General features: G+C 59.1%; 20 protein-coding genes and 4 pseudogenes. 16 read left to right on the plus strand and 8 right to left on the minus strand.

Annotation, left to right across the window (positions count from 1 at the left end; translation table 11 throughout):
• Together ACFXS9_RS25820 and ribB are read left to right on the plus strand one after the other, a co-directional pair.
• Nucleotides 1-1,515, plus strand: coding sequence for a DUF5060 domain-containing protein (locus tag ACFXS9_RS25820; protein WP_392693461.1), 1,515 nt, complete (start codon nt 1-3; stop codon nt 1,513-1,515).
• A gap of 100 nt (nt 1,516-1,615) precedes the next feature.
• Nucleotides 1,616-2,692 carry a 3,4-dihydroxy-2-butanone-4-phosphate synthase gene (gene ribB, locus ACFXS9_RS25825; RefSeq protein ID WP_392693464.1) on the plus strand — a complete coding sequence of 359 codons (1,077 nt, stop codon included), beginning with the start codon at nt 1,616-1,618 and terminating at the stop codon, nt 2,690-2,692.
• A 3-nt stretch (nt 2,693-2,695) separates the two neighbouring features.
• Here ribB and ACFXS9_RS25830 read toward each other — a convergent pair whose 3' ends face one another.
• Nucleotides 2,696-3,022 (minus strand): hypothetical protein, encoded by a 327-nt coding sequence (locus tag ACFXS9_RS25830; RefSeq protein WP_392693467.1) that lies wholly within the window; start codon nt 3,020-3,022, stop codon nt 2,696-2,698.
• Nucleotides 3,023-3,854: 832 nt separating this feature from the next.
• On the opposite strand from ACFXS9_RS25830, the gene ACFXS9_RS25835 reads away from it, so the two are divergent.
• The 3 genes from ACFXS9_RS25835 to ACFXS9_RS25845 all read left to right on the plus strand — a co-directional run bounded on the left by ACFXS9_RS25835 (nt 3,855) and on the right by ACFXS9_RS25845 (nt 6,650).
• On the plus strand, nt 3,855-4,286 hold the full coding sequence (locus tag ACFXS9_RS25835; RefSeq protein ID WP_392693469.1) for a tyrosine-type recombinase/integrase: 432 nt from the start codon (nt 3,855-3,857) through the stop codon (nt 4,284-4,286).
• 439 nt (nt 4,287-4,725) lie between these two features.
• Entirely contained in the window at nt 4,726-5,769 is a 1,044-nt protein-coding gene (locus tag ACFXS9_RS25840) for an LLM class flavin-dependent oxidoreductase (RefSeq protein WP_392693472.1), read from the plus strand.
• Nucleotides 5,766-6,650, plus strand: coding sequence for a pirin family protein (locus ACFXS9_RS25845; RefSeq protein ID WP_392693474.1), 885 nt, complete (start codon nt 5,766-5,768; stop codon nt 6,648-6,650). Before ACFXS9_RS25840 ends, ACFXS9_RS25845 begins: the two co-directional genes overlap by 4 nt.
• Before the next feature lie 24 nt (nt 6,651-6,674).
• Here the strand turns inward: ACFXS9_RS25845 and ACFXS9_RS25850 are convergent.
• Nucleotides 6,675-7,581: pseudogene (locus ACFXS9_RS25850) on the minus strand (LysR family transcriptional regulator).
• A gap of 150 nt (nt 7,582-7,731) precedes the next feature.
• On the opposite strand from ACFXS9_RS25850, the pseudogene ACFXS9_RS25855 reads away from it, so the two are divergent.
• From ACFXS9_RS25855 to ACFXS9_RS25865, 3 genes and pseudogenes are all read left to right on the plus strand, one after another.
• A pseudogene (locus ACFXS9_RS25855) lies at nt 7,732-8,362 on the plus strand (isochorismatase family protein).
• 242 nt (nt 8,363-8,604) lie between these two features.
• Nucleotides 8,605-9,498, plus strand: a pseudogene (locus ACFXS9_RS25860) (monovalent cation:proton antiporter-2 (CPA2) family protein); the annotation flags it as partial.
• A gap of 716 nt (nt 9,499-10,214) precedes the next feature.
• Nucleotides 10,215-11,042, plus strand: coding sequence for a Crp/Fnr family transcriptional regulator (locus ACFXS9_RS25865; protein ID WP_392693477.1), 828 nt, complete (start codon nt 10,215-10,217; stop codon nt 11,040-11,042).
• A gap of 389 nt (nt 11,043-11,431) precedes the next feature.
• On the opposite strand, the gene ACFXS9_RS25870 is transcribed toward ACFXS9_RS25865, so the two are convergent.
• Together ACFXS9_RS25870 and ACFXS9_RS25875 are read right to left on the minus strand one after the other, a co-directional pair.
• The gene (locus ACFXS9_RS25870; RefSeq protein WP_392693480.1) at nt 11,432-11,638 is read right to left on the minus strand and encodes a hypothetical protein; all 207 of its coding nucleotides are present in this window, start codon (nt 11,636-11,638) and stop codon (nt 11,432-11,434) included.
• Between the two features lie 260 nt (nt 11,639-11,898).
• Nucleotides 11,899-12,033 carry a hypothetical protein gene (locus ACFXS9_RS25875; protein WP_392693483.1) on the minus strand — a complete coding sequence of 45 codons (135 nt, stop codon included), beginning with the start codon at nt 12,031-12,033 and terminating at the stop codon, nt 11,899-11,901.
• A 463-nt stretch (nt 12,034-12,496) separates the two neighbouring features.
• Between ACFXS9_RS25875 and ACFXS9_RS25880 the strand changes: the two genes are divergently transcribed.
• From ACFXS9_RS25880 to ACFXS9_RS25895, 4 genes are all read left to right on the plus strand, one after another.
• Nucleotides 12,497-12,766: a hypothetical protein gene (locus tag ACFXS9_RS25880; protein WP_392693485.1), complete on the plus strand. Its 270-nt coding sequence runs from the start codon at nt 12,497-12,499 to the stop codon at nt 12,764-12,766.
• Complete coding sequence (locus ACFXS9_RS25885; RefSeq protein WP_392693488.1) at nt 12,759-13,055, plus strand: hypothetical protein; 297 nt, start codon at nt 12,759-12,761, stop codon at nt 13,053-13,055. The genes ACFXS9_RS25880 and ACFXS9_RS25885 overlap by 8 nt, the downstream gene beginning before the upstream one ends.
• Nucleotides 13,056-13,101: 46 nt before the next feature.
• Nucleotides 13,102-13,386, plus strand: coding sequence for a DUF1488 domain-containing protein (locus tag ACFXS9_RS25890; protein ID WP_392693491.1), 285 nt, complete (start codon nt 13,102-13,104; stop codon nt 13,384-13,386).
• A gap of 274 nt (nt 13,387-13,660) precedes the next feature.
• Entirely contained in the window at nt 13,661-13,975 is a 315-nt protein-coding gene (locus tag ACFXS9_RS25895) for a hypothetical protein (RefSeq protein WP_392693494.1), read from the plus strand.
• 594 nt (nt 13,976-14,569) lie between these two features.
• On the opposite strand, the gene ACFXS9_RS25900 is transcribed toward ACFXS9_RS25895, so the two are convergent.
• Nucleotides 14,570-14,854, minus strand: coding sequence for an usg protein (locus tag ACFXS9_RS25900; RefSeq protein WP_392693497.1), 285 nt, complete (start codon nt 14,852-14,854; stop codon nt 14,570-14,572).
• A 265-nt stretch (nt 14,855-15,119) separates the two neighbouring features.
• Here ACFXS9_RS25900 and ACFXS9_RS25905 point away from each other — a divergent pair, with 265 nt between their 5' ends.
• From ACFXS9_RS25905 to ACFXS9_RS25915, 3 genes and pseudogenes are all read left to right on the plus strand, one after another.
• On the plus strand, nt 15,120-15,437 hold the full coding sequence (locus ACFXS9_RS25905) for a co-chaperone GroES (protein ID WP_165123483.1): 318 nt from the start codon (nt 15,120-15,122) through the stop codon (nt 15,435-15,437).
• 136 nt (nt 15,438-15,573) lie between these two features.
• The gene (gene groL / locus ACFXS9_RS25910) at nt 15,574-17,223 is read left to right on the plus strand and encodes a chaperonin GroEL (protein WP_392693500.1); all 1,650 of its coding nucleotides are present in this window, start codon (nt 15,574-15,576) and stop codon (nt 17,221-17,223) included.
• 64 nt (nt 17,224-17,287) lie between these two features.
• A pseudogene (locus ACFXS9_RS25915) lies at nt 17,288-17,429 on the plus strand (nickel-responsive transcriptional regulator NikR); the annotation flags it as partial.
• Between the two features lie 236 nt (nt 17,430-17,665).
• Here ACFXS9_RS25915 and ACFXS9_RS25920 read toward each other — a convergent pair.
• The 3 genes from ACFXS9_RS25920 to ACFXS9_RS25930 form a co-directional block, all read right to left on the minus strand.
• Complete coding sequence (locus ACFXS9_RS25920; RefSeq protein WP_392700008.1) at nt 17,666-17,962, minus strand: hypothetical protein; 297 nt, start codon at nt 17,960-17,962, stop codon at nt 17,666-17,668.
• A 193-nt stretch (nt 17,963-18,155) separates the two neighbouring features.
• On the minus strand, nt 18,156-18,515 hold the full coding sequence (locus ACFXS9_RS25925) for a hypothetical protein (RefSeq protein WP_392693502.1): 360 nt from the start codon (nt 18,513-18,515) through the stop codon (nt 18,156-18,158).
• Nucleotides 18,516-18,654: 139 nt separating this feature from the next.
• Nucleotides 18,655-18,921, minus strand: coding sequence for a methyltransferase domain-containing protein (locus ACFXS9_RS25930; RefSeq protein ID WP_392700009.1), 267 nt, complete (start codon nt 18,919-18,921; stop codon nt 18,655-18,657).
• Nucleotides 18,922-19,706: 785 nt separating this feature from the next.
• On the opposite strand from ACFXS9_RS25930, the gene ACFXS9_RS25935 reads away from it, so the two are divergent.
• Nucleotides 19,707-20,690 carry a GlxA family transcriptional regulator gene (locus ACFXS9_RS25935; protein ID WP_392693505.1) on the plus strand — a complete coding sequence of 328 codons (984 nt, stop codon included), beginning with the start codon at nt 19,707-19,709 and terminating at the stop codon, nt 20,688-20,690.
• Nucleotides 20,691-20,709: the final 19 nt, after the last annotated feature.

A 20,709-nucleotide genomic window follows, 5' to 3' on the forward strand; every position in this document is an offset into this window, starting at 1 on the left:
ATGCCTCAAGTCGCCCTGTGGGACGTTTTCGAATTCGAGTTGGAAGGAACGGATCTTCCCAATCCGTTCATCGACGCGTCATTAAGCGCCGTATTCTCGTTGGGCAACAGGAAAGTGATTGCGAAGGGGTTCTACGATGGGGATCGGACGTGGCGAATTCGATTTATGCCGGACACCGAAGGCGAGTGGCGGTTTGTTACGGAGTCAAACCAGCCAGAACTGAATGGTAGCGAGGGTTCCTTCGTGTGTGGACCTGCGCGGCCGGGCTTCCATGGACCGGTGCGGGTCAGAAATCAGTTTCACTTCGCTCACGCGGACGGAACACCGTATTTCCCGTTCGGCACGACCTGCTATGCCTGGACGCATCAGCCTCTCTCGATGCAGGACCAAACTCTGGATACCCTTCGTCATACGCGGTTCAATAAAATCCGCATGGGCGTATTCCCAAAGCACTACATCTACAACGATAATGAGCCGCTGATGCCGATGTTCGAGGTCGGTGACGACGGCAAGGAGGATTTCGACCGTCCCAACCTCTCTGCCTTCCGTCATCTCGATGCGCAGGTTTCGAAACTCCGAGAGATGGGCGTCGAGGCGGACATCATCCTGTTCCATCCCTACGACCGCTGGGGCTACTGCGCGATGGGCGAGGAGCGCGATACGCGGTATCTCCGCTACGTCGTGGCGCGTCTATCGGCCTATTCCAACGTTTGGTGGTCGCTCGCGAACGAATATGACTTTCTGCTTGACGCTAAGCCGGTCGAATACTGGGACCGCCTGTTCCATGTCGTGGAGGAGTGCGATCCCAATCGGCATGTGAAGTCGATCCACAACGGCAATCCAAGCATGAACTTCGACCACCGGAAGCCCTGGGTCGATCACGTATGCATCCAGAACTGGGACGTGAAGCGAACGGCTACCTGGCGCGATACTTGGGGGAAGCCGGTCATCAACGACGAGCCCGAGTACGAAGGCGACATTCCGCGGCCGTGGGGCAATATATCGGCGCAGGAACTAGTCAACCGCTTCTGGATCACGGTGATGCGGGGCGGCTACGCCGGTCACGGCGAAGCATTCATGCATCCGGAGGATTTGCTGTGGTGGGCGAAGGGTGGCGTGCTCCGTGGCGAAAGCTGGAAACGGATCGGATTCTTGCGCGATCTGCTCGAGCAGGACGTGAAGCGAGGCCTCACGCCGTACACGCCCGCGAATTCCCGCGGGGAATTCAACCGCGTTTCCGGCGCTCACGACGGCGGCGTCAGATACCTGTATTTTGGAGAGCATCAGCCTCGCGAATGGGCGGTCGGGCTACCGATGGAGGACGGCGATTACGACATCGATCTGATCGATACCTGGGAGATGACCATCACGCCCTTGGAGAAGGCGCCACTTCCGGTCTCGCCGGCTCTGCGTGGTCACCTCGGCGTCGTGCACAATGCTGAGCCGGAGGCAGCCTTCGGAATCCGCTTGCCCGGAAAGCCATGGCAGGCAGTCCGAGTGCGCACCCGAAAGTAGCACCGCGAGGGCTCCTGGGCGCGATGGGCTGGCCATTGCGCCCTTCCACGTTCTGGTCCATACCGCCCTTTCCTATCGAAATCCGAAGGCAGTATGGAAGATGGCGCATTCAATTCCCGAAGTACTGAAAGCTTTTGGCGCTGGTGAAATCGTGGTCGTGACCGACGACGACAACCGCGAGGGCGAGGGCGATTTGATCGTCGCTGCGTCGCTTTGTACTGGTGAGAAGATGGCCTTCATCGTTCGGCACACTTCGGGCATTGTGTGCGCACCTGTCACCAGCGAAGACGCCCGTCGGCTCCGTCTGGACCCGATGGTAGCGCACAATGATTCCAATTATTCGACGGCGTTCACGGTTTCGATCGATTACAAGCCGGGCATGACCACGGGCATCTCGGCCGAAGAGCGCACCGCATCGTGTCGCGCACTCGTCAATTCAAATGTCGGTCCCAACGATTTTGCTCGACCAGGCCACATTTTCCCGCTCATTGCTCGGGATGGCGGCGTATTGTTGCGCTCCGGTCATACCGAAGCGGCCATCGATCTCTGCAGGTTGTCGGGCCTACCGTTGGTCGGTGTTCTCAGCGAGCTGATGAACGATGACGGCACCGTCATGAAGGGCGCACAAGTAACTGCCTTTGCCGAGAAGCACAATCTTAAGCATGTGACGATTGCGGACATGATCGCCTACCGTCAGGCGCGAGAGAAGCTCATCGAGAGGGTGTCGTCATTCACGGTAGACAGCCCAATCGGTCCGCTTGAAGGGCATGCCTACCGTTCGCCGTTCGACTCGATTTATCATCTTGCCTTGGTTTACGGAAATATCGGCGACGGTAGGAACGTGCTGACCCGCTTCCACAAACCTAACATTGTGAAGGATCTCTTCAGAGGCCCGCAAAGGGTGCTGAAAGCTCTGGAGCACTTTGAGAAACGGAAATCCGGCGTGCTGGTATATCTCCGAGATGGGGCTGCTGGTGTCCCGGTCGAACCCCTGGCGGATCAAACTTCGGCGGATGCCGATCGGAATAGACAATGGCGGGAGGTCGGCGTTGGTGCGCAAATTCTACGTGATCTGGGCGTCTCTTCGATCTGCAACCTTTCCTCATCCATCCATGAGTACAAAGGTCTTTCCGGATTCGGTATTGAAATAATGGGAAGCGAGCCTTTTGAAGGCTAAAGGCTATTGCAATCCATGCCGCACGAATACAGCGCTAGGAACGAGCGCCCGGATTTTGCGGCTCAATGCCCGGGTCAGCACGTCCTTTACGTAGGTCGAGGCTAAGCGACCATCGACCGGTCGGTTGACGCCGCTTACCCAGTGCGCCGCGTCGCTGGTGAGAAAGGCGACCGCCGGTGCGATCTCGTCGCTGAGCATGCGGGCCACGGGTGCCGGCACCATCATTTCCATCGGCGCAACCGCGTCGCACCGGGTGAGCCAAGAACGGCCGCATTCGCTCCGGACCTTGTCGGTGCGGATCGTGAAGGGCTTGCCGATCAGTCGCAGCATCTGGCGGGTGAGGCGGCTGGCGCTTGAGGCGCAGTGGACGCCAGGCCGTAGCCATTATCTATCGCATCCCAGCCGGCCTGTTTGACGCAGTCAGCGTATTCTGCGCCGGCATCACCGAGTTCGGCCTTCATTGTGTGAGAGGCCTCCCTGGCACTTTGTGACACGGCCCCTTCCCTCACGCGTGACTTCGAGCGTCGCAAGCGTGATCGGCAGCTTGAAGCGCCGGCGTCCCGAACCCAGTTATCGCGCCGCATAGTACTGAAAAATCGAGAGTTCTGGCTTCATTCGACGCCGGTTATATCCGTTCGTTCCTGACGTAGTCGGGGTCATTCCGGGGTTGGCACTTGATGCAGAAATAGGTTTTCGACCAAAGCATTTCGGTTGATTGCGGGGCATGCAACCATCTCAAATTGCTTTTCAGGCGGTTGCTTAAGCGGTTGGAGTTGCCCTCCGAAAGCAGAGGTCACACGTTCGAATCGTGTCACGTGTCTCCCTTTCCGCGCTGTCTAAAATCGATGGCGGAGAGGGAGGGATTGCCGCGCCGATCACAGAAAGTCAATAAAATCAGGCATTTCTTGCAAGCCCGATGAGGTCGTGTGTACCAGTCTTGTGCCCCAGGGTCGAGTGGTATGGGGGCTTCGCAACCTGCCCTATGCCGTCGCTGCTCCAGTCAAGGTTCATTCGCCACTGTCGTTCAAGACTTGAGCTTAACCCTGCGCAGGTTGAGCTCTAACTGGGGCTCGTTTACTCCAAGAAGCCACCGTTGCTTCCTAAGCACGTCTGGTCGATCCGGACGAAACTCCAGATCGAGGGCCGTGCTCGCGATCTGGCCATGTTCAATTTGGCAATCGACAGCAAGCTTCGCGGCTGTGACGTCGTCGCAATCCGGGTCGAGGACGTAGCCGCTGGCGGATACACGGCGGATCGCGCGACAGTGCGGCAAAAGAAAACCGGGCGGCCTGTCAGATTTGAATTGAGCAAGCAGACCCGCTTGGCTGTCGATGATTATCCTAAAGGCCACCGGGGCAAACGATCTGGCGAGTTCTTGTTCACCGGCCATCGCGGCCCTGCCCGTAGCATGACAACCCGCCAGTATGCCCGCCTCGTCTCCGAGTGGATCGGCAGCGTAGGTCTCGACCCGAGGCTTTTTGAGACGCATTCCCTGCGCCGCACTAAAGCGACCTTGATCTATCGGCGGACGGGCAATCTGAGGGCTGTCCAGCTCTTGGTCGGTCATCGCTCGAGAACCCGGAAGAGTGGTTAGACCCTGCAACGCCGCTCGAAGCGATTAAGCCGTTGACGTGAATGAATACCGCGCGCCATCAATCCCGCCGTAAATTATGTCCGGGAGAAGACATCGAAAAGATCGAGTCTCCGCCTTAAGCCGTTCCGTGGCGCAGATCACGATTGCGAGAGGCGAAAGCGATGCCGGACATGGTTGGTTGCGGGACCTCGTGACCTCCAACCATGGCAGAGATTAATCGAGACGCGGTGTGTCTCGAGGGCGCCTGAGACCGCCGCTGCCGGCTGTTCCGCATTCTGCGACACAGCTTGTCAGCTTTCGGGACTACGGCCCGGTCAGCCGGAACCTTACGATCATACTTTATAGGACAACGGAGATGATGCCGCGTCGAGGCGCGCGTACGACGGACGCGCCCGCCGGAGGCCCAGCTGCAAGGAAGAATGAGGATCAAGGGACTTTGATGGAAATCGGTATAGACAGCTTCGCAGCAATCCTCCCTGATCCAGTAACGGGAACGCTGCCTTCGGCAACAGATCGCGTGGCCAGACTCATCGAGGAGGTCGAGGTTGCCGACCGGGTCGGGCTCGATGTTTTCGGGATCGGCGAACATCACCGCGCTGAATTCCTTGATTCCGCTCCGACGGTCATTCTGGCCGCCGTCGCCGCCCGCACCAGCCAGATCAGGCTGACAAGCGCGGTGACGGTCCTGAGCGCGGCTGATCCGGTCCGTGTCTTTCAGGAGTTCGCGACCCTTGATCTCATCGCCAAAGGCCGTGCTGAAATCGTGGTCGGCAGAGGCTCGTTCGTCGAGGCCTTTCCGCTGTTCGGCATGAACACGCGGGACTATGACGACCTGTTCGCCGAGAAGCTGGACCTTCTGCTGAAGCTTGGCGAGAAGACCCATGTCAAATGGAAAGGTCGTTTCCGCCCGGCGCTTGACATTCAGGGCGTCTATCCGCGGCCACATCAGCCGCGACTGCCTATCTGGGTTGGTGTCGGCGGTACGCCGCAGTCTTTTGCCCGCGCAGGCGCGCTGGGACTTCCGCTCATGGTTGCGATCATCGGCGGCAGCTTCGACCGCTTCCGCCCGCTCGTCGACCTTTATCGCGATACCGGCATCCGCGCCGGGCACAGCCCGGACAAGCTCACGGTGGGTGTGCATGCGATGGGTTTTGTCGGGGAGACCACGACGGCTGCCAAGGACGCATTCTTTCCAGGCTGGGCTCATCTGACGACGAAGATCGGCCGCGAACGCGGCTGGATACCGCCAACGCGCGAGCAATTCGAGCAGATGGCAAATCCGGGAGGCGCCTTTTTGATCGGTGATCCGGCAACAGTCGCTGCCAAGATGCGGCATGCGAGTGAAGTGCTTGGCGGCGTCTCGCGCATCACCTTCCAGATGAGCACTGCATCGCTTGAGACGGCAGCGATGAAGCGGTCGATCGAACTGCTCGGCATTGAAGTGGCACCTATTATTCGCGCGACGCATGGAAAGAAACAATGATTGAACTTTTGATTGAGCAGCGCCGCAGAAATCTCGGCGGCGGTATGAGCGTCGGTCGCGTGCTGCCGTTTGCGAAGCGCAGAATGGTCGGGCCGTTCATCTTCTTCGACCATATCGGCCCGCTGGACCTTGTGGCAGGAATTGACCGCAGTGTTGATGTGCGGCCGCATCCGCACATTGGCCTGTCCACCGTCACCTACCTGTTCTCCGGCGAAATCATGCACCGCGACAGTCTGGGCTATGCGCAGGCTATCCGGCCGCAGGAAGTCAACTGGATGACGGCTGGCAGCGGCATCACCCACAGCGAACGTCTCGAGAAGGCACGGGCCATTGGCGATCATCTGCACGGCATACAGGCCTGGGTCGCGCTGCCGACCGCTGATGAAGAGAGCGCGCCATCCTTTACTCACTATGAGGGCAACGATCTGCCTTCATGGAGCGACGGGGGCGTTCACGGGCAACTCATCGCGGGTAGCGCTTATGGCCTCACCGCAAGCGCGCGGACACACTCGCCGCTTTTCTACGTCCACCTGGAACTGGAGGCACGCGCAACGGCGGAGATTCCGTCCGCCTTTAGCGAACGAGCGGTGTATGTGGCAAAAGGCGAAGTTGAGATCGGAGGTGAGCGTTTGGTCGCGGGGCAAATGGCCGTCCTGAAACAGGGTGCTTCTTCCGTTAGTGCGACGCAGCCTTCAACAGTGATGGTGCTTGGCGGCGAGCCGGTGGGCGAGCGTTTCCTCTACTGGAATTTCGTTTCCTCATCCCAGGACCGGCTTCGTCAGGCGAGCGCGGACTGGAAGGCCGGTCGCATGAAGCTCCCTGATGCTGACGATCAGGAGTTCATTCCATTGCCTGAAGGCGATCCGGCCAAGCCTTCATAGGACCATTCAGCCCACCGGACCTCATTATTTTGCTTCGCACTTCTCGGCCCCGGCCACGTCCGGAGCATTCTCAAAGCACTCGATCATCATCTCGGTGAGCACACGTATCTTGCGCGTCGGATGCTGCCCGGGTGGCCGCACGACATAAATACCTGCCGGAGGAATCGGGTAGCGGGTCATCACAGGGACGAGCGCGCCTGACTCGAGATGTTCTTTCATCAATCCATCAGGAAGAGCCGCAATTCCACGGCCTGCCACTGCTGCGGCAGTGAGGGCAATGCCGTTGTCAGCCTTGAATCGGCCTTGCGGATTGATTGCGATGATCTTATCGCCGTCGGACACCTGCCACGTTTCAGTGCCTTGCATAAGGGCCTGATGCGTAAGGAGTTCGTCGGGCGTCTCTGGTGACCCATGCGCCTTGATGTAGTCCGGACTAGCGACCAGTCGACCGTAGATCGGCCCGACGCGACGTGCGAGCAAATTAGAATCCGGCAGATGGCCAACACGGACACCGCAATCGAATCCCTCTGCAATCAGATCGACAAAACGATCGCTGTAGGACGCGTGTATGTGCAATCCGGGGTGGCGCCGCGCCATCTCCGCAAATATAGGCGCAAAGTGGATCGGGCCGAACGAGAGCGGTGCGGCGATGCGTAATCGTCCGCGAAGGTCACCGGCCGGCATGACCGCTTCCTTCGCAACATCGATTTCAGCGCAGACCCTGGCTGCATAATCGCGAAACGTAGTACCGGCCTCGGTGAGGGCGGCACCACGCGTTGTGCGCGAAAGCAACTGGATCCCGAGGTCTGCTTCAAGGCGAGCGAGCCGCCGGCTAACGATCGACTTGGAAACGCCAAGCCGGTGGGGCGGCCGGCGTTATTCCGCCGGCGTCGGCAACCTCCACGAATGTACGCAAATCTTCGGTGTCCAATGACGCGACCCACACTAGTGTTCCTGATTCTGCGACACGGTGTGACGCATAACGGTTCTACCGTAGCGCAAATGGCACTGGCAACATCTATCACTCATATCGTCGCACATGACGAATGCCTCTCGTAACGCTGACAACAGAAGGATTCTTATGACATTTCGCAACGGCCTCGACTCACTGCTTCGTCCTCAAGACTCGGTGCTCGTTCTGATCGATCATCAGCCGTATCAACTGACAAATTTAAACAGCCATGATCCGCACGCCGTGGTCAACAACGCGGCGGCGTTGGCCAAGGCTGCCAAGGCTTTTGGTGTTCCCACAATCCTCACAAGCGTCATCGCGGAACGGGGCGGTCTTATCTTTCCGCACATTACTGATGTCTTCCCCGGCCAGGAAGTGATCGACCGCACCTTCATCAACACATGGGAAGACAAGAAGGTCGTTGAGCCGCAAGCAACTGATCATCGCTGGTCTGTGGACCGAAATCTGCGTCGCAATGCCGGTTATCCAGGCATTGGGCGAAGGGTGGGACGTCACGGTCATCACTGATGCATCGGGCGGTACCTCGGTGGAAGCTCATCAGGTGGCTATCCAGCGCATGATTGCAGCGGGCGCGAATATGATGACCTGGCTGGCTTTGGCGGCGGAATGGCAACGCGACTGGGCCCGGACCAAAACAGCCGGCAAGATGACGGACATTCTTATTCAGCACAGTGCAGGCAGTGGCATTGCCTATCTGTGGGAGCAGCAATTGCTCAAGACACCTGTACCGAAGAGCTGACGACGAAGAAAAAGGAACGTGATGCTGTCGATAAATCGTCTTGGCAATCAAGGCGTTCGGAGGAGCGTTCCTGAAACTGCAACACAGTGTCACAAATATAGGGCTATCGCAGCCTATTCGGCGGCCACACAACAGCAATGAAGGGATCGCGGCGCCGCCGGGCGCCGCGATCGACCTAATTCCCAACAGCGCCGCAGAGGAAACAATGACGCCTGCAACCATTTTGCTTCGACGTCAGCTAGATGGCTGAGGCGGACCTGGGGCAGACGATCGGACCGGCGGTCGTCCTGATGGCGGCGGCCGTCGTTGCAGTACCGCTTTTTCGCAGGCTCGGGCTTGGATCGGTGCAGGGCTATTTTGCAGCTGGCGTATTCGTTGGCCCGTCGGTCCTCGGGTTTTTCACCGACACCAACTCCATTTTGCATTTTTCGGAACTTGGCGTGGTGATGTTCCTGTTCGTGATCGGACTGGAGTTACGCCCGCAGAAGCTCTGGACGATGCGTGGCCAGATTTTTGGTCTCGGTCTCGTCCAGGTTGCCGCAGCCATTGCGGTTGTTGCGACGACGAGCACTCTGGTGTTCGACCTTTCCGCCCCGGCCGCCTTCATTGCCGGATCAGGTTTCGTCCTTTCCTCGACCGCCGTCATCATGTCGGTCCTGCAGGAGCGCGGCGAGATTTCAGGCCCGGGAGGCCAGCAATCGGTCGCAATCCTTCTGTTCGAGGACTTGATGATCGTGCCCCTGCTGGCGGTCGTCGCTTTCCTTTCCCCGTTGTCGCACGAGCAGGCGCGCATCAGCGATGTCGCGATAGCACTCGGCGCGCTGCTGCTGTTAGGCGTATCACGCTGGCTCCTGAACCCCTTCTTCGCACTGCTGGCAAAGGCACGGGCCCGCGAAGTCATGACAGCCGGCGCGCTGCTGGTGGTTTTCGGTGCAGCGCTGCTGATGGATGCTGCCCGCCTCTCTATGGCGATGGGGACTTTCCTCGCCGGGGTGATGCTCTCGAGTTCGAGTTACCGTCACCAGATCGAGAGCGATGTCGAGCCATTCCGTGGTCTGCTCATGGGATTGTTTTTCCTCGCTGTTGGCATGTCGCTCAATCTCTCGGTCGTAGCGGCAGAGTGGCAACTGCTATTGGGCCGGAGGCAGATAGATGGGAACGCCCGGCGCGAGCTCAAACCAGGGCTGTCCGAGTTGGAGTTGAAAGCCGAGCCGCCATGCTGTCCACTGCGTCGCGGCCCACATCGTGATCAGCACGATAGTCAAGACCAGGGCGACCTGGCCCCAAAGTATTCTGGTTGCGGACATGGGATCGAATATCAAATGAGTCCGTAATCCTCAGACAAGCCATCCTGCCGTTTGCGAGTATTTTCGGATATCCAGGCGAGCAGATTGGTGCGTCAGTCGCCGAGCGTCGTAGAAATCGCAGCCCGCACGTATCGCGAAAGGTGTGAAAGCGGACTTAGCCCTGGCATCGGGCGAGATAGTTGTCCCCCTGTCGCCTGCCGGTGGCCTGGGACGCAGCGCTTAGCTTCCTTGCGGTCGGCAGGTTGATCGGGCAGCTCCAACAGACTGGCGGCGTGAAGCAAAGCTCGCCGACAATCGAAGAGCTGATGTCGGCTTCACTTCCAGTAGCGGACAGTCCAACAGAGTGTTGGAATGTCCGCTTCGTGCCAGGAACGGACATCGGAGATGCCTTCGAGACTACGCGCCAGGCTCTAGAATTCAGGGTCGATGAGCGGGAAAAATGCTGAAAAAGTTGACGATTTTCCCCAATAATTCTGCCAAATATTGGCGTTTCGACTTCGAGGTTTACCCGACGAATTCCGACGGCTTTGCGCGGGGAGTATCTGATGAACTCGAGCAGCAACGCAGATTTTTCGACAATACTAAACCGCATTCTTGATACGGCGGCGGACAATCTCAGGATCGCAAAGATTCTGGTTCAAATGGGTCTCGATCCCAACAACATCACCTACGATGCCCTACTCAACCGGCTGCTAGAAATTGTGCTGGCCAACATCACGCTTGCCAATATGTTCGCTGTGATTGGTGCCACCTTTCTTGTAGCTACGTTGCTGATGCATACAATGGTGCCGCTGCGCATCGCGAACATGGTCGGCTGTACATTCTTCGTCGTCTTTGGCGCGCTCTCCGGAAGCGTCGGGACTTTTATCCTGTATCTGCTTTTCCTGCCGATCAATGCAATTCGCCTCCGCCAAATGCTCAAACTGATCAAGAGGGCACGCATAGCCACAGAGGGCGATACCTCATTGGAATGGCTCAAACCTTTCATGACCGAGCGCAAATATCGCAAGGGCGACAAATTGTGCAGCAAGGGCGATGCAGCCAACGAAATGTTTTTGATCATCACCGGAAAATTCCTGGTCACCGAATTCAGCGTAGAGCTTCCGCCTGGAAGTCTGATGGGCGAGCTTGGCTTCCTGACGCCGAAAAATCGACGGACGGCGACGATCGAGTGCATCGAGGGCGGCGATGTGCTGACAATTGAGTATGATAAGTTGCTGGAGATTTACTTTCAAAATCCGGAATTTGGTTATTACTTCCTCATCCTCACCAGTCACCGCCTGCTGGAGAATAATGCAAAGCTTGAAGAAATCATCGCACAGAACAAAATCGCACCGCCGATTGCAGTCGCGAGCGGTACGGTTGAACTTTAGAGGATGCTGAGCGAACAAGCCGATGTCCGCTAATCTGATGGTCCGGCCGTGCTCCTGCCCCGCCCGCGATACGCTTTGCAGCGGCGGCCAAATGCTCTCGATGTCGCAAATGGGTCATTCGCGTCGATCCCGACGGCATCCCAGCACGTCTCCTTTAGCGCCGCCAACGGACATCAGCCCATGGCCCGCGTAAAGGTGCCAGGATCGGCCATCCCGAAGCGGTCGGCAAACGGCCCAAAGCAATTGCTTGATTATTATCAAGCGGCCGGCAGGAACTCACATCCCGATCCAGCTACTTGTACGCGACCGCACCGCCCGACAGGCCCGCCAGCGAGAGGAATCTTGAAGTCTCGAAATTCGGCCTGCGGGACGCACAATGCGTTGCACGATCACCGATCAAGGTTGGGAACCCATTCCTCCGCGGTTGAGTCCCAATGATGGGTGTCGTCGAAGTGTTTCCAAAGTGGCCGCCTTGGTTTGCTTTCACCCTTCTCCCGTTCTGCGTTCAGCGCGCTGAGTTGGACGACGAGCGCCCCAGCCATCATCACCCATTCGCGAGCGCTATATCGGGAGTTCCATTTGATTGTCGCGAGCATCGGATGCCTCCTTCAAAGTAAGAAGCCTTTGCCATCTTAGCCCGGGCCAAGAACACAGGGATGTAAAGTACTTCACAGTCAGCCAACATCTTCGGCATAGCCGCGGGCGATCCTATCAGGTCATGCGTCTGGCGGGGCTGCCAGAGGGCTAAGTGTCCCAGATCATGTCCTCTCTAACCGGACATCATCGGCGAGGTCGGGCAGGTCCGAAAAGTGCCAATAGCAGCCAATCGTTGAGAGATTGACCGGTTCAACCGGAGCTATTTCTTTCTCCCTGGCATGAAGCTCGGCTGCCAGGTCGCGGCCTTTTGGCTGGGCGCCGCGGCGATGACCTTGACCTTTTCTTTCTTGGGCTTCTTGGCTTCGCGGTTGCCTCGTTGCTGGCTTTTGGCCATGGCAGTCTCCTCCTATTTTTCCGCCGCCGTGACGCGGCCGAGATTTTCGCGGGCCCCTTCATGGTTGTCACTGACCCGGTATTTCAGTTTAGGCATGGGGGACGGCCACCGCGATCACCACCATTGCAAGCAGCAGCGGGATCATGACGGGCGGTACAATCCACTCGGCCAGGCGAAACTGCCGCAAGGGGATGCTCCTCCGCTTTGTGGCGGGAGCGCGCGCGGCCCTCAGTCACCGGTGGATGCCGTGGGAAACGCGGTGATGGCTGACCCTACGCTGACGTTCCAGCAATAGCGAACGCCAAAACGCTTCGCGCCGGCCGCGGCAAGAGCGCGCAGGAAGCGACAAGGAACTGCCTCCATTCGCCGCGCGGCAAGAAAGCGATGGCTATTGTGGCGGAGGGGGCGCATGCTCCTCTGCGGGCAGCGCCGGCGCCGGCACTTTTGCGAAAGGCAGGCGCGCATGACCATCCGTTCCCGACGTGAAGTCGTCACCTTCAAACATCCGTTCCGGATCAGGGGCATCGATCGCCTGTTGCCCGCCGGCGCCTACGAGGTCGTCACCGATGAGGAGACGATCGAGGGCCTTTCGTTCGCGGCGTTCCGCCGCGTCGCCACCATGATCAAGGTGCCGGCGGAAGGCTCGCGCGGGTTGGCGATGGAGGTGGTCTCGATCGGCCCGGTCGATTTGTCGGACGCGCAGCGCATCTACGCGAGCATATCCGATGGCTGACGAACCGCTCGACCTTGACAGCCATCGCGGCATGGCGGCGCAGAGAGCGACTGACATCCGCCGCGCGGTGGCGGAAGTCGAGACCCATGCGCGGGAGTTGCGCGAACGGCGGACCGAGATCGAAGATCACCTGCTGGCGTTTCCCGCCGCGTCGTGGCCGGAGGCGGCCGCCAAGGCGCGCTACGTCCTGAAGCTGTATGTCGCAGGACTGGCGCCGGAAGACACAAGGCATCGCGACCTCGTCGCGGCCATCCTCGAGGACTTTGTCCGGCTCACTGAGCAGGGCTGAGGCAAACGACGGCTGCGATCGCGGCGCCGCGTCTAAGGAGTAGGACATGACGCTCACGCACGGACGCTTCATCAGTTACGAATACGACAGGATGGTGGTCCTGTTCTCGATGCTCGACGGCAACAAGGAGATTCCTTGCGCGGTCTCGACCTCCGCCATGGATGACATGGAAGGTGTGGTGCGAGCGAAAGCGAGCCCGCGCGAGGCTCAGTTCATGCGGCTGCGCGAGCGCATCGAAGCCTGCGCCAACGGCAAATATCAGGCGACCGAGTTCGAGGGCACGCCGCCCGGAATTGTCCTGTGCAGCATTGAGTTCCGAAAGCTGCGATAAAACCGCGCGGCTCGCGGCGACACATGGGGAAGTGCTGCCGTCGGGGTTAGCGACCGCTCCATGTGCTCGGCAGCACGCAAACGAACGCCCGCTGGCAGATCCGCTTGAGGCGGTTCATCTACATCGTCTCCCACAGCGGACGCGAAAGTTTCTAAGAGCTTCGGACTAGCCATAGGGTGGCTCAAGCCCTATATTATTAGTATCATTGATCGTAAAACGGCTTCAGTGACCGAGAGACCGTACCGTGCTCCCGCCGCCCAACAGGAGGGAGCCCATGAGTTCGATCATCTATCCATTGCATTTTCAGCGAAGGTTCGAGAGCCGCTGGGCTTCCAGAATGGCCAGCGAGCCGCGCCGCTCTCCATCACGAGGGACCAATACCTGCAGCTGCGGACAACTTGTCACTGCCCCGGTCAGTTCAACCTATTTGCCCACGGGGGTTGTCAACGAATGGCGGTGTTCGGCTTGCGGCAACAACTGGGAGACGATTGCTGATCCCGGCGTGGGCTCAACGAGCCAGCTCAATGAGCCATTGGCCAGCCTTGTGCTCGGCAGAGGCAGCGCGGCGGTGACAGAAGCCGCCCCATAAAGGCGGCTCTGACACATCGGCGAAAGAGCAGCGATTCGCACGGCTCGACCTGAAGCAAGGAGGCTCTTGTGAAAGGCAATATATTCAACAGCAAGGGTATTCACGTCGGCGCTATAGTGGGTCGAGAAATTTTCGACCGTAATGGTACGAAGCTATATGACCTCAAAGGGATCAACATCTACCGGCTGCCGAGTTGATTAGTCATCTAAATGACGCGAGCGGTTCGGACAAGCGGCTCGATAAAGCGACCGACCGCTTGTTCACGTAGTCTCCCCCAGGCGCGGACTGTGGATGCACGAGAGCACCACGCCGAATGTCCGATGGGGGTCATTTGCGTCTATTTGACCGGGCCACGGCGACTTCCGGTCTACCCCGGCGAACGGACATTGTCAGAATAGACGGGCATGTCTCAAAGGTTGCCAGATTCGGACTCATGCACCGCAACAAACAACTTAAATTATTCGATCACGTCGTTGGCGCCGGCGAACAGAAAATGCGGGCTTGTGATCTCGCTAAATTGGCCCGCGTGAAGAGCGTAAATTTCCCGAAAGCACATAAGCGACAGAGATCACCCCAAAGCTCTGCGCCCTCGCGTTAATGCAGGCGGAAGACACCGTCCACGGCGCGTAGTTCGGCAGGCTTGATCAGGTTGGAGTGCGCGACGGTGACCGCAAACAGCGGACCTTCGAGCTTTGTTTCCCAAAAAACGAGGAAATCCTTCAACGCCGGGAAATCCGGAAACATATCGTAGTCCTGCCAGACGTAAGTTTGCAGCAGCCAACGCCGATCCGGACGGCGATAAACGATTTCCGCTGTTGTCAGTCCGTAGCCTAAGACCCGCTTCCTGAAATCCTTGGAAACAGCATCTTTCTCGACCATGCCAACCTCCAGCCCAACTGAAGAGTAATGCGTGATTCTCAATTCGCCAGAAAGGAAAACGTTCAATAGGTCATAGCAATCAACGCGCTAGCAGCATGTTACTTCACTGCTAGCAGTTGCCCCTCCTCCGAGAAACTCAAGTCGCAGTGAAACATCGTGGGCCGAAGCCCTTGCGCCCCAGTGTCACTAGCTTATGTGAAGAGCGGCTAGCACTCGCGCATTGCGACTGCCAATCCAGAAAATCACAAAAGCCAAGGAGGACCGCATGAAATTCCGTCCGCTCCACGACCGTGTCGTGGTCAAACGCATCGATGCCGAAGATAAAACCGCAGGCGGCATCATCATTCCGGACAGTGCCAAGGAAAAGCCCTCGCAGGGCGAAATCGTCGCCGTGGGCCCGGGTGGCCGTGACGAAGCTGGCAAGCTGATCCCGATCGACCTCAAGGTCGGCGACCGCGTGCTGTTCGGCAAGTGGTCGGGCACCGAGGTCAAGATCGATGGCCAGGAGCTGTTGATCATGAAGGAAAGCGACATCATGGGCGTCCTAACCGACGTTCCGGCTGCCAAGAAGAAGGCCGCCTAACCGCACCCGCTCCCTCATCCTGAGGAACCGGCGCAGCCGGCATCTCGAAGGATGAGCTCCAAGCTCAACTCATCTCATCCTTCGAGACGCCCTCCGGGCTCCTCCGGATGAGGATCAGTTTCAAACGGAGATCATTATGTCAGCCAAAGAAGTCAAATTCGGCGTCGACGCCCGCGACAGGATGTTGCGCGGCGTTGAAATTCTCAACAACGCGGTCAAGGTGACGCTCGGCCCCAAGGGCCGCAACGTCGTGCTCGACAAGTCGTTCGGCGCTCCCCGCATCACCAAGGACGGCGTCACCGTCGCCAAGGAAATCGAACTCGACGACAAGTTCGAGAACATGGGCGCGCAGATGGTGCGCGAAGTCGCCTCGAAGTCCGCCGACGCTGCCGGCGACGGCACCACCACCGCGACCGTGCTCGCAGCTGCGATCGTCCGTGAAGGCGCAAAGTCCGTTGCCGCCGGCATGAACCCGATGGATCTGAAGCGTGGTATCGACATGGCGGTGGAAGCCGTAGTCGCCGACCTCGTCAAGAATTCCAAAGAGGTCACCTCGAACGAGGAAATCGCCCAGGTCGGCACCATCTCTGCCAACGGCGACGCCGAGATCGGCAAGTTCCTCTCCGATGCCATGAAGAAGGTCGGCAACGAGGGCGTCATCACGGTTGAAGAAGCCAAGTCGCTCGAGACCGAACTCGAGGTCGTCGAGGGCATGCAGTTCGATCGCGGCTACATCTCTCCCTACTTCGTCACCAACGCCGACAAGATGCGCGTTGAAATGGAAGATGCCTACGTCCTCATCAACGAAAAGAAGCTATCTCAGTTGAATGAATTGCTACCCTTGCTCGAAGCCGTGGTGCAGAGCGGCAAGCCGCTTGTAATTATAGCGGAAGACGTCGAAGGCGAAGCGCTTGCCACCCTCGTCGTCAACCGTCTACGCGGTGGTCTGAAGGTTGCTGCCGTGAAGGCTCCGGGCTTCGGCGATCGCCGGAAGGCCATGCTGCAGGACATCGCCGTTCTGACCGGTGGTCAGGCGATCTCGGAAGATCTCGGTATCAAGCTCGAGAACGTCACGCTGCAGATGCTCGGCCGCGCCAAGAAGGTGATGATCGACAAGGAAAACACCACGATCGTCAGCGGCGCCGGCAAGAAGGCCGACATCGAGGCGCGCGTGCAACAGATCAAGGCGCAGATCGATGAAACCACCTCGGACTACGACCGCGAAAAGCTGCAGGAGCGTCTGGCCAAGCTCGCAGGCGGCGTCGCGGTGATCCGCGTCGGCGGCGCGACCGAAGTTGAGGTGAGGGAGCGCAAGGATCGCGTGGATGACGCGATGCATGCGACCCGTGCAGCGGTTGAAGAAGGCATCGTGCCGGGCGGCGGCGTCGCCCTGCTGCGCGCCTCCCAGCATCTCAAGGGACTTCGCACCAAGAACGACGACCAAAAGACCGGCGTCGAAATCGTCCGCAAGGCGTTGTCGTATCCAGCCCGCCAAATCGCCATCAATGCTGGCGAAGACGGCTCGGTCATCGTCGGCAAGATCCTCGAGAAGGATCAATATTCCTACGGCTTCGACTCGCAGACCGGCGAATACGTCAACCTGATCTCCAAGGGCATCATCGACCCGACCAAGGTGGTTCGTGTGGCAATCCAGAACGCAGCGTCCGTCGCCGCTCTCCTGATCACCACGGAAGCCATGGTGGCCGAAGTGCCGAAGAAGAACGCCGGCGGTGGCGGCATGCCTCCGGGCGGCGGCATGGGTGGCATGGGAGGTATGGACTTCTAATTCCAACCGTTCAGAGCACAACAATAAGAAAGGCCCGGCAGCATGCTGGGCCTTTCTGCATTAGCTATACGTCCATCTCGACGACGATAGCTGCATGGAGGTGACCGCTCTCAAGGGATCAGGCGGAGACGTGCAGGACTTCGCCGATCATATTAGCCGCGCGTGGCGTCCGCTATGGCCGCGTGGCAATGATCCCAACCTCGGCTAAGAACAAAGCGCCCCCGAACGCACACTTGACGAGCGAGACGCCGGTGGTCCCATGTCCGTTCCGGGTCCAACAGGCGACATCGCGCGTGCACTCCTCTGGACAATTTCTGAGTGAAGACTTTGCCTTCACGAGTAACGGTCAAAGTGAACACGACTTTCCTTATTGGCGAGCGCAACGGCCGCCCTCTCGACGCCGTGCTTGCGCACGTAGCGGATGAGTAGCCTTTACGAACAACTACGCATCAGGTTCTATATTCACCAAAACTTCCCCGGCGATGATTTCGGGGTCTCCAAGATTAAGGTCAAACAGGCTTGCTTGAACAAACTCTAGTACTTTATCGTTCGCCGCATTGGCGCTTTCGCGCTCCTCGAATATCATCACAGCGACACCGACGCCCTCGCCCCCATCCAGTACATAATAAGATCTGAATCCGTGCGATTCCCTTAGGATCTGACCGATGCCGCTTTTGGCGCGGCGGGCAGCATCCGCAACCGAACGAACCTTGGTGTACTTTCGAATGAATATGTACATCAGGCCACCCATGCGTCTCAGTTCCAGCCCCCACGCATCAAAGCATATCGGGCCGCTGCTGGACTAGGGCCTACTTCCGAGATGGATCAATCGCGTCGTTTTGGTCGTCGGCCGACTACTTCAGGTCTTCCCCTGGAAACGGACATCGTCAGGGTCGTCTGCCATGTCTCAAAGGTGCCAAAGGCGGAAGTGATCAGCCAGTAGCATGCCCAGTAGCTACGTATGCTTCTTGGCGGAAGGAAAACCCGCCGCCCTCCAGCATTGCGCGATCTGAAAAGCTTGCGGTCTGCAAGGCAATCGTCTTGATCGCCGCCTGACGATCAGCCTCGTCTCGGTTACTCAATAGGGCCGCCATAGGCGTGGCGAGAAGTTGGAAGCTCACGTAGCCCAGCACCGACGGAAATGCGATCAGCTGCACCACGGTCTGGACTTCGACTTTGGCAAATCCCGCCTCAATTAACAGCTCTCGAAGCTCGTCCGGCGCGTTGAAGGAATGTTCGCCGCGTTTGACCTTGGATGCATTCAGCCCAAGGACGCGATCCAGTGCCAACACGAATGCGTTCGCACCCGGAGTTCGTTCTATCGGACTATAGACGCTGAGCGCGACGCGACCCGATGGCGACAGCATCCGGCGCATTTCGCGGAGAGCGCGGCCCTGATCCGGAAAAACTGCAATCCCAGCTGACAAAGAGCTAGGTCAAATTTGCGGCCGGGAATGGCAGATCGAGCGCGCTACCCTCGATCCAATCTATTGGCGCTCCCTCGCTTACTAGCGTCCGGGCAACCGCCAACATCCCCTTGTTCAGGTCCAAGCCGGTGACGTGTCCGTGCAGTAAGCGCCGGCTTGCCGAACGGGCGACAACCCCGGTTCCGCAGGCGACGTCGAGTACCTCTTCTTCGGCACTGGGCTGGGCTCGACCGACGAGATCATCTGCCCATTTTGCCGTAATCGCTGGCACCAAGTATTTTTCGTAAAGCTCTGGCGCACTACCGTCGAGTTGCGGCTCCTGCTTGCCCGCTTATAGCATCAGCATTCGCCGATTTCTGCTGTGGGTCATGTGTGGACGACGCCCGCGTTGCAAGAAGAATCTGACGTGCAGCTTGCGGTCGGGTGCAAGTCATGTGTCCGGCCTGTTTGCGCGGTACCATGACCGCTGGGCCCTGATGTAAATCCGCGGATCGGGTCCCAATCATTCGCACGGGCTTTGACGCCCATGACCCAGAAGCGGGTTTTCCCAATCGACGGCTCGACCGTTTCGCATCACGCCATCATCACCCTCGCAATTTGGTTGTCTTGCTCCGCTGTCGCCTCATCCTCTCATTGCCAAGCCTCTTCAGGCGGCGGCGGCAAGCTCCGGCGCTCGATAGTATCCTCCCTTGGCCACGATCGCCCAAGCGATGCATGCCACCTTGTTGGCAACCGCAACGGCGACGAACTTGGCCGGCTTCCGGTGATTCGTTGTTGAACGATCACCCTTTGACACATTCGATGTCGGGAGCGGGCGTCGTCCACCACATCATTCGCGTCGGGTTGACGGTACACCGACCACTTCCGTGGGCAAATCCAGGAACAGTGCCAGTAGCGGCATGGTGCGCAAGGGCCGATTCAGTTCGGCGTCAACCACCTTGCCCATTTCCCTCATTGTTCCCGTTGGCAGAATCCGTGGAGTGGTTGTCATTGCTGACATGGGTCCGAGATGCGATAAAGAGCTTCCGGCGAGTATCCCGGAGACAGGAGGCGGCGATGGCTACGCCGCGTGTGGTAGTGGTCGCGATGCCCTGCAACGAGGTCGTTGACGTGGGTGGCATCCTCGACATCTTCTATGCCGTCAACGAGCATGCCAGCCATAGCGGTGCATCCGACGCGGGCTACACCGTCGAGGTGGTGTCGCCGGTCGAGACTGTCTGTGCCTGGCCGGGGCTGCGGATCGTCGTCGATCGGTCGTACCGCGCCGTCCGTGGTCCCGTCGACACTCTGATCGTCACCGGGGTCGACGGGCCCGACGACGCGAGGCGCGACCCGGAGCTCGTGCGCTGGCTGGCGCGCATGGCACCGCGGACCCGGCGAGTGGTCGGGCTCTGTACGGGATCGTTCGTCCTGGCTGAGGCGGGGCTCCTGGAGGGCCGCAGTGCGACGACGCACTGGGCCTTTTGCGGCGAGCTGGCGCGGCGCTTTCCTGGCGTCAGAGTCCAGCCGAATCCCATCTACGTTCGGGACGGCAGTGTCTACACATCAGCCGGCGCCACGGCGGGCATTGATCTCGTGCTGGCGCTAGTGGAGGAGGACTTTGGCCGTCGCGTGGCCCTGGCAGTGGCCCAGTGGATGGTCATCTTCCTCAAGCGGCCGGGAGGCCAGGCGCAGTTCAGCGTCCAGCTCTCCACGCAGATGGCTGATCGCCAGCCGCTCCGCGACATGCAGGCCTGGGTCCTCGACCATCCCGGCGCCGACCTCTCCGTGGAAGCGCTCGCGCGTCGGGTGAACATGAGCCCGCGCAACTTCTTCCGCGTGTTCGTGCGCGAGGTGGGCATGACGCCGGGGTGTTTCGTGGAGCGCGTGCGCGTGGAGGCGGCCCGGCGGCTCCTTGAGGAGACATCGCGCGGTGTTCCGGACGTCGCGACCACGTGCGGGTTCGGGAGCCAGGAAACGATGCGCGTGGCCTTTCGGCGAACGCTGGACGTGAGCCCGAAGGGCTACCGGAGCCGCTTCCGCACGACCGCCGTGTCGTAAGAGATTCTCAAAGGAAAAC

The organism is Bradyrhizobium sp. RDI18, from assembly GCF_043203335.1.
Classification (GTDB): domain Bacteria; phylum Pseudomonadota; class Alphaproteobacteria; order Rhizobiales; family Xanthobacteraceae; genus Bradyrhizobium; species Bradyrhizobium retamae.

Coding starts and splice junctions, on each gene's coding strand:
- ribB (WP_392693464.1), top strand. CDS start 1,616: ATGGCGCATTCAATTCCCGAAGTACTGAAAGCTTTTGGCGCTGGTGAA.
- ACFXS9_RS25885 (WP_392693488.1), top strand. CDS start 12,759: ATGGCTGACGAACCGCTCGACCTTGACAGCCATCGCGGCATGGCGGCG.
- ACFXS9_RS25890 (WP_392693491.1), top strand. CDS start 13,102: ATGACGCTCACGCACGGACGCTTCATCAGTTACGAATACGACAGGATG.
- ACFXS9_RS25895 (WP_392693494.1), top strand. CDS start 13,661: ATGAGTTCGATCATCTATCCATTGCATTTTCAGCGAAGGTTCGAGAGC.
- ACFXS9_RS25840 (WP_392693472.1), top strand. CDS start 4,726: ATGGAAATCGGTATAGACAGCTTCGCAGCAATCCTCCCTGATCCAGTA.
- ACFXS9_RS25905 (WP_165123483.1), top strand. CDS start 15,120: ATGAAATTCCGTCCGCTCCACGACCGTGTCGTGGTCAAACGCATCGAT.
- ACFXS9_RS25935 (WP_392693505.1), top strand. CDS start 19,707: ATGGCTACGCCGCGTGTGGTAGTGGTCGCGATGCCCTGCAACGAGGTC.
- groL (WP_392693500.1), top strand. CDS start 15,574: ATGTCAGCCAAAGAAGTCAAATTCGGCGTCGACGCCCGCGACAGGATG.
- ACFXS9_RS25865 (WP_392693477.1), top strand. CDS start 10,215: ATGAACTCGAGCAGCAACGCAGATTTTTCGACAATACTAAACCGCATT.
- ACFXS9_RS25845 (WP_392693474.1), top strand. CDS start 5,766: ATGATTGAACTTTTGATTGAGCAGCGCCGCAGAAATCTCGGCGGCGGT.
- ACFXS9_RS25870 (WP_392693480.1), bottom strand. CDS start 11,638: ATGCTCGCGACAATCAAATGGAACTCCCGATATAGCGCTCGCGAATGG.
- ACFXS9_RS25820 (WP_392693461.1), top strand. CDS start 1: ATGCCTCAAGTCGCCCTGTGGGACGTTTTCGAATTCGAGTTGGAAGGA.
- ACFXS9_RS25835 (WP_392693469.1), top strand. CDS start 3,855: ATGTTCAATTTGGCAATCGACAGCAAGCTTCGCGGCTGTGACGTCGTC.
- ACFXS9_RS25875 (WP_392693483.1), bottom strand. CDS start 12,033: ATGGCCAAAAGCCAGCAACGAGGCAACCGCGAAGCCAAGAAGCCCAAG.
- ACFXS9_RS25900 (WP_392693497.1), bottom strand. CDS start 14,854: ATGGTCGAGAAAGATGCTGTTTCCAAGGATTTCAGGAAGCGGGTCTTA.
- ACFXS9_RS25830 (WP_392693467.1), bottom strand. CDS start 3,022: ATGCTGCGACTGATCGGCAAGCCCTTCACGATCCGCACCGACAAGGTC.
- ACFXS9_RS25880 (WP_392693485.1), top strand. CDS start 12,497: ATGACCATCCGTTCCCGACGTGAAGTCGTCACCTTCAAACATCCGTTC.
- ACFXS9_RS25920 (WP_392700008.1), bottom strand. CDS start 17,962: ATGTACATATTCATTCGAAAGTACACCAAGGTTCGTTCGGTTGCGGAT.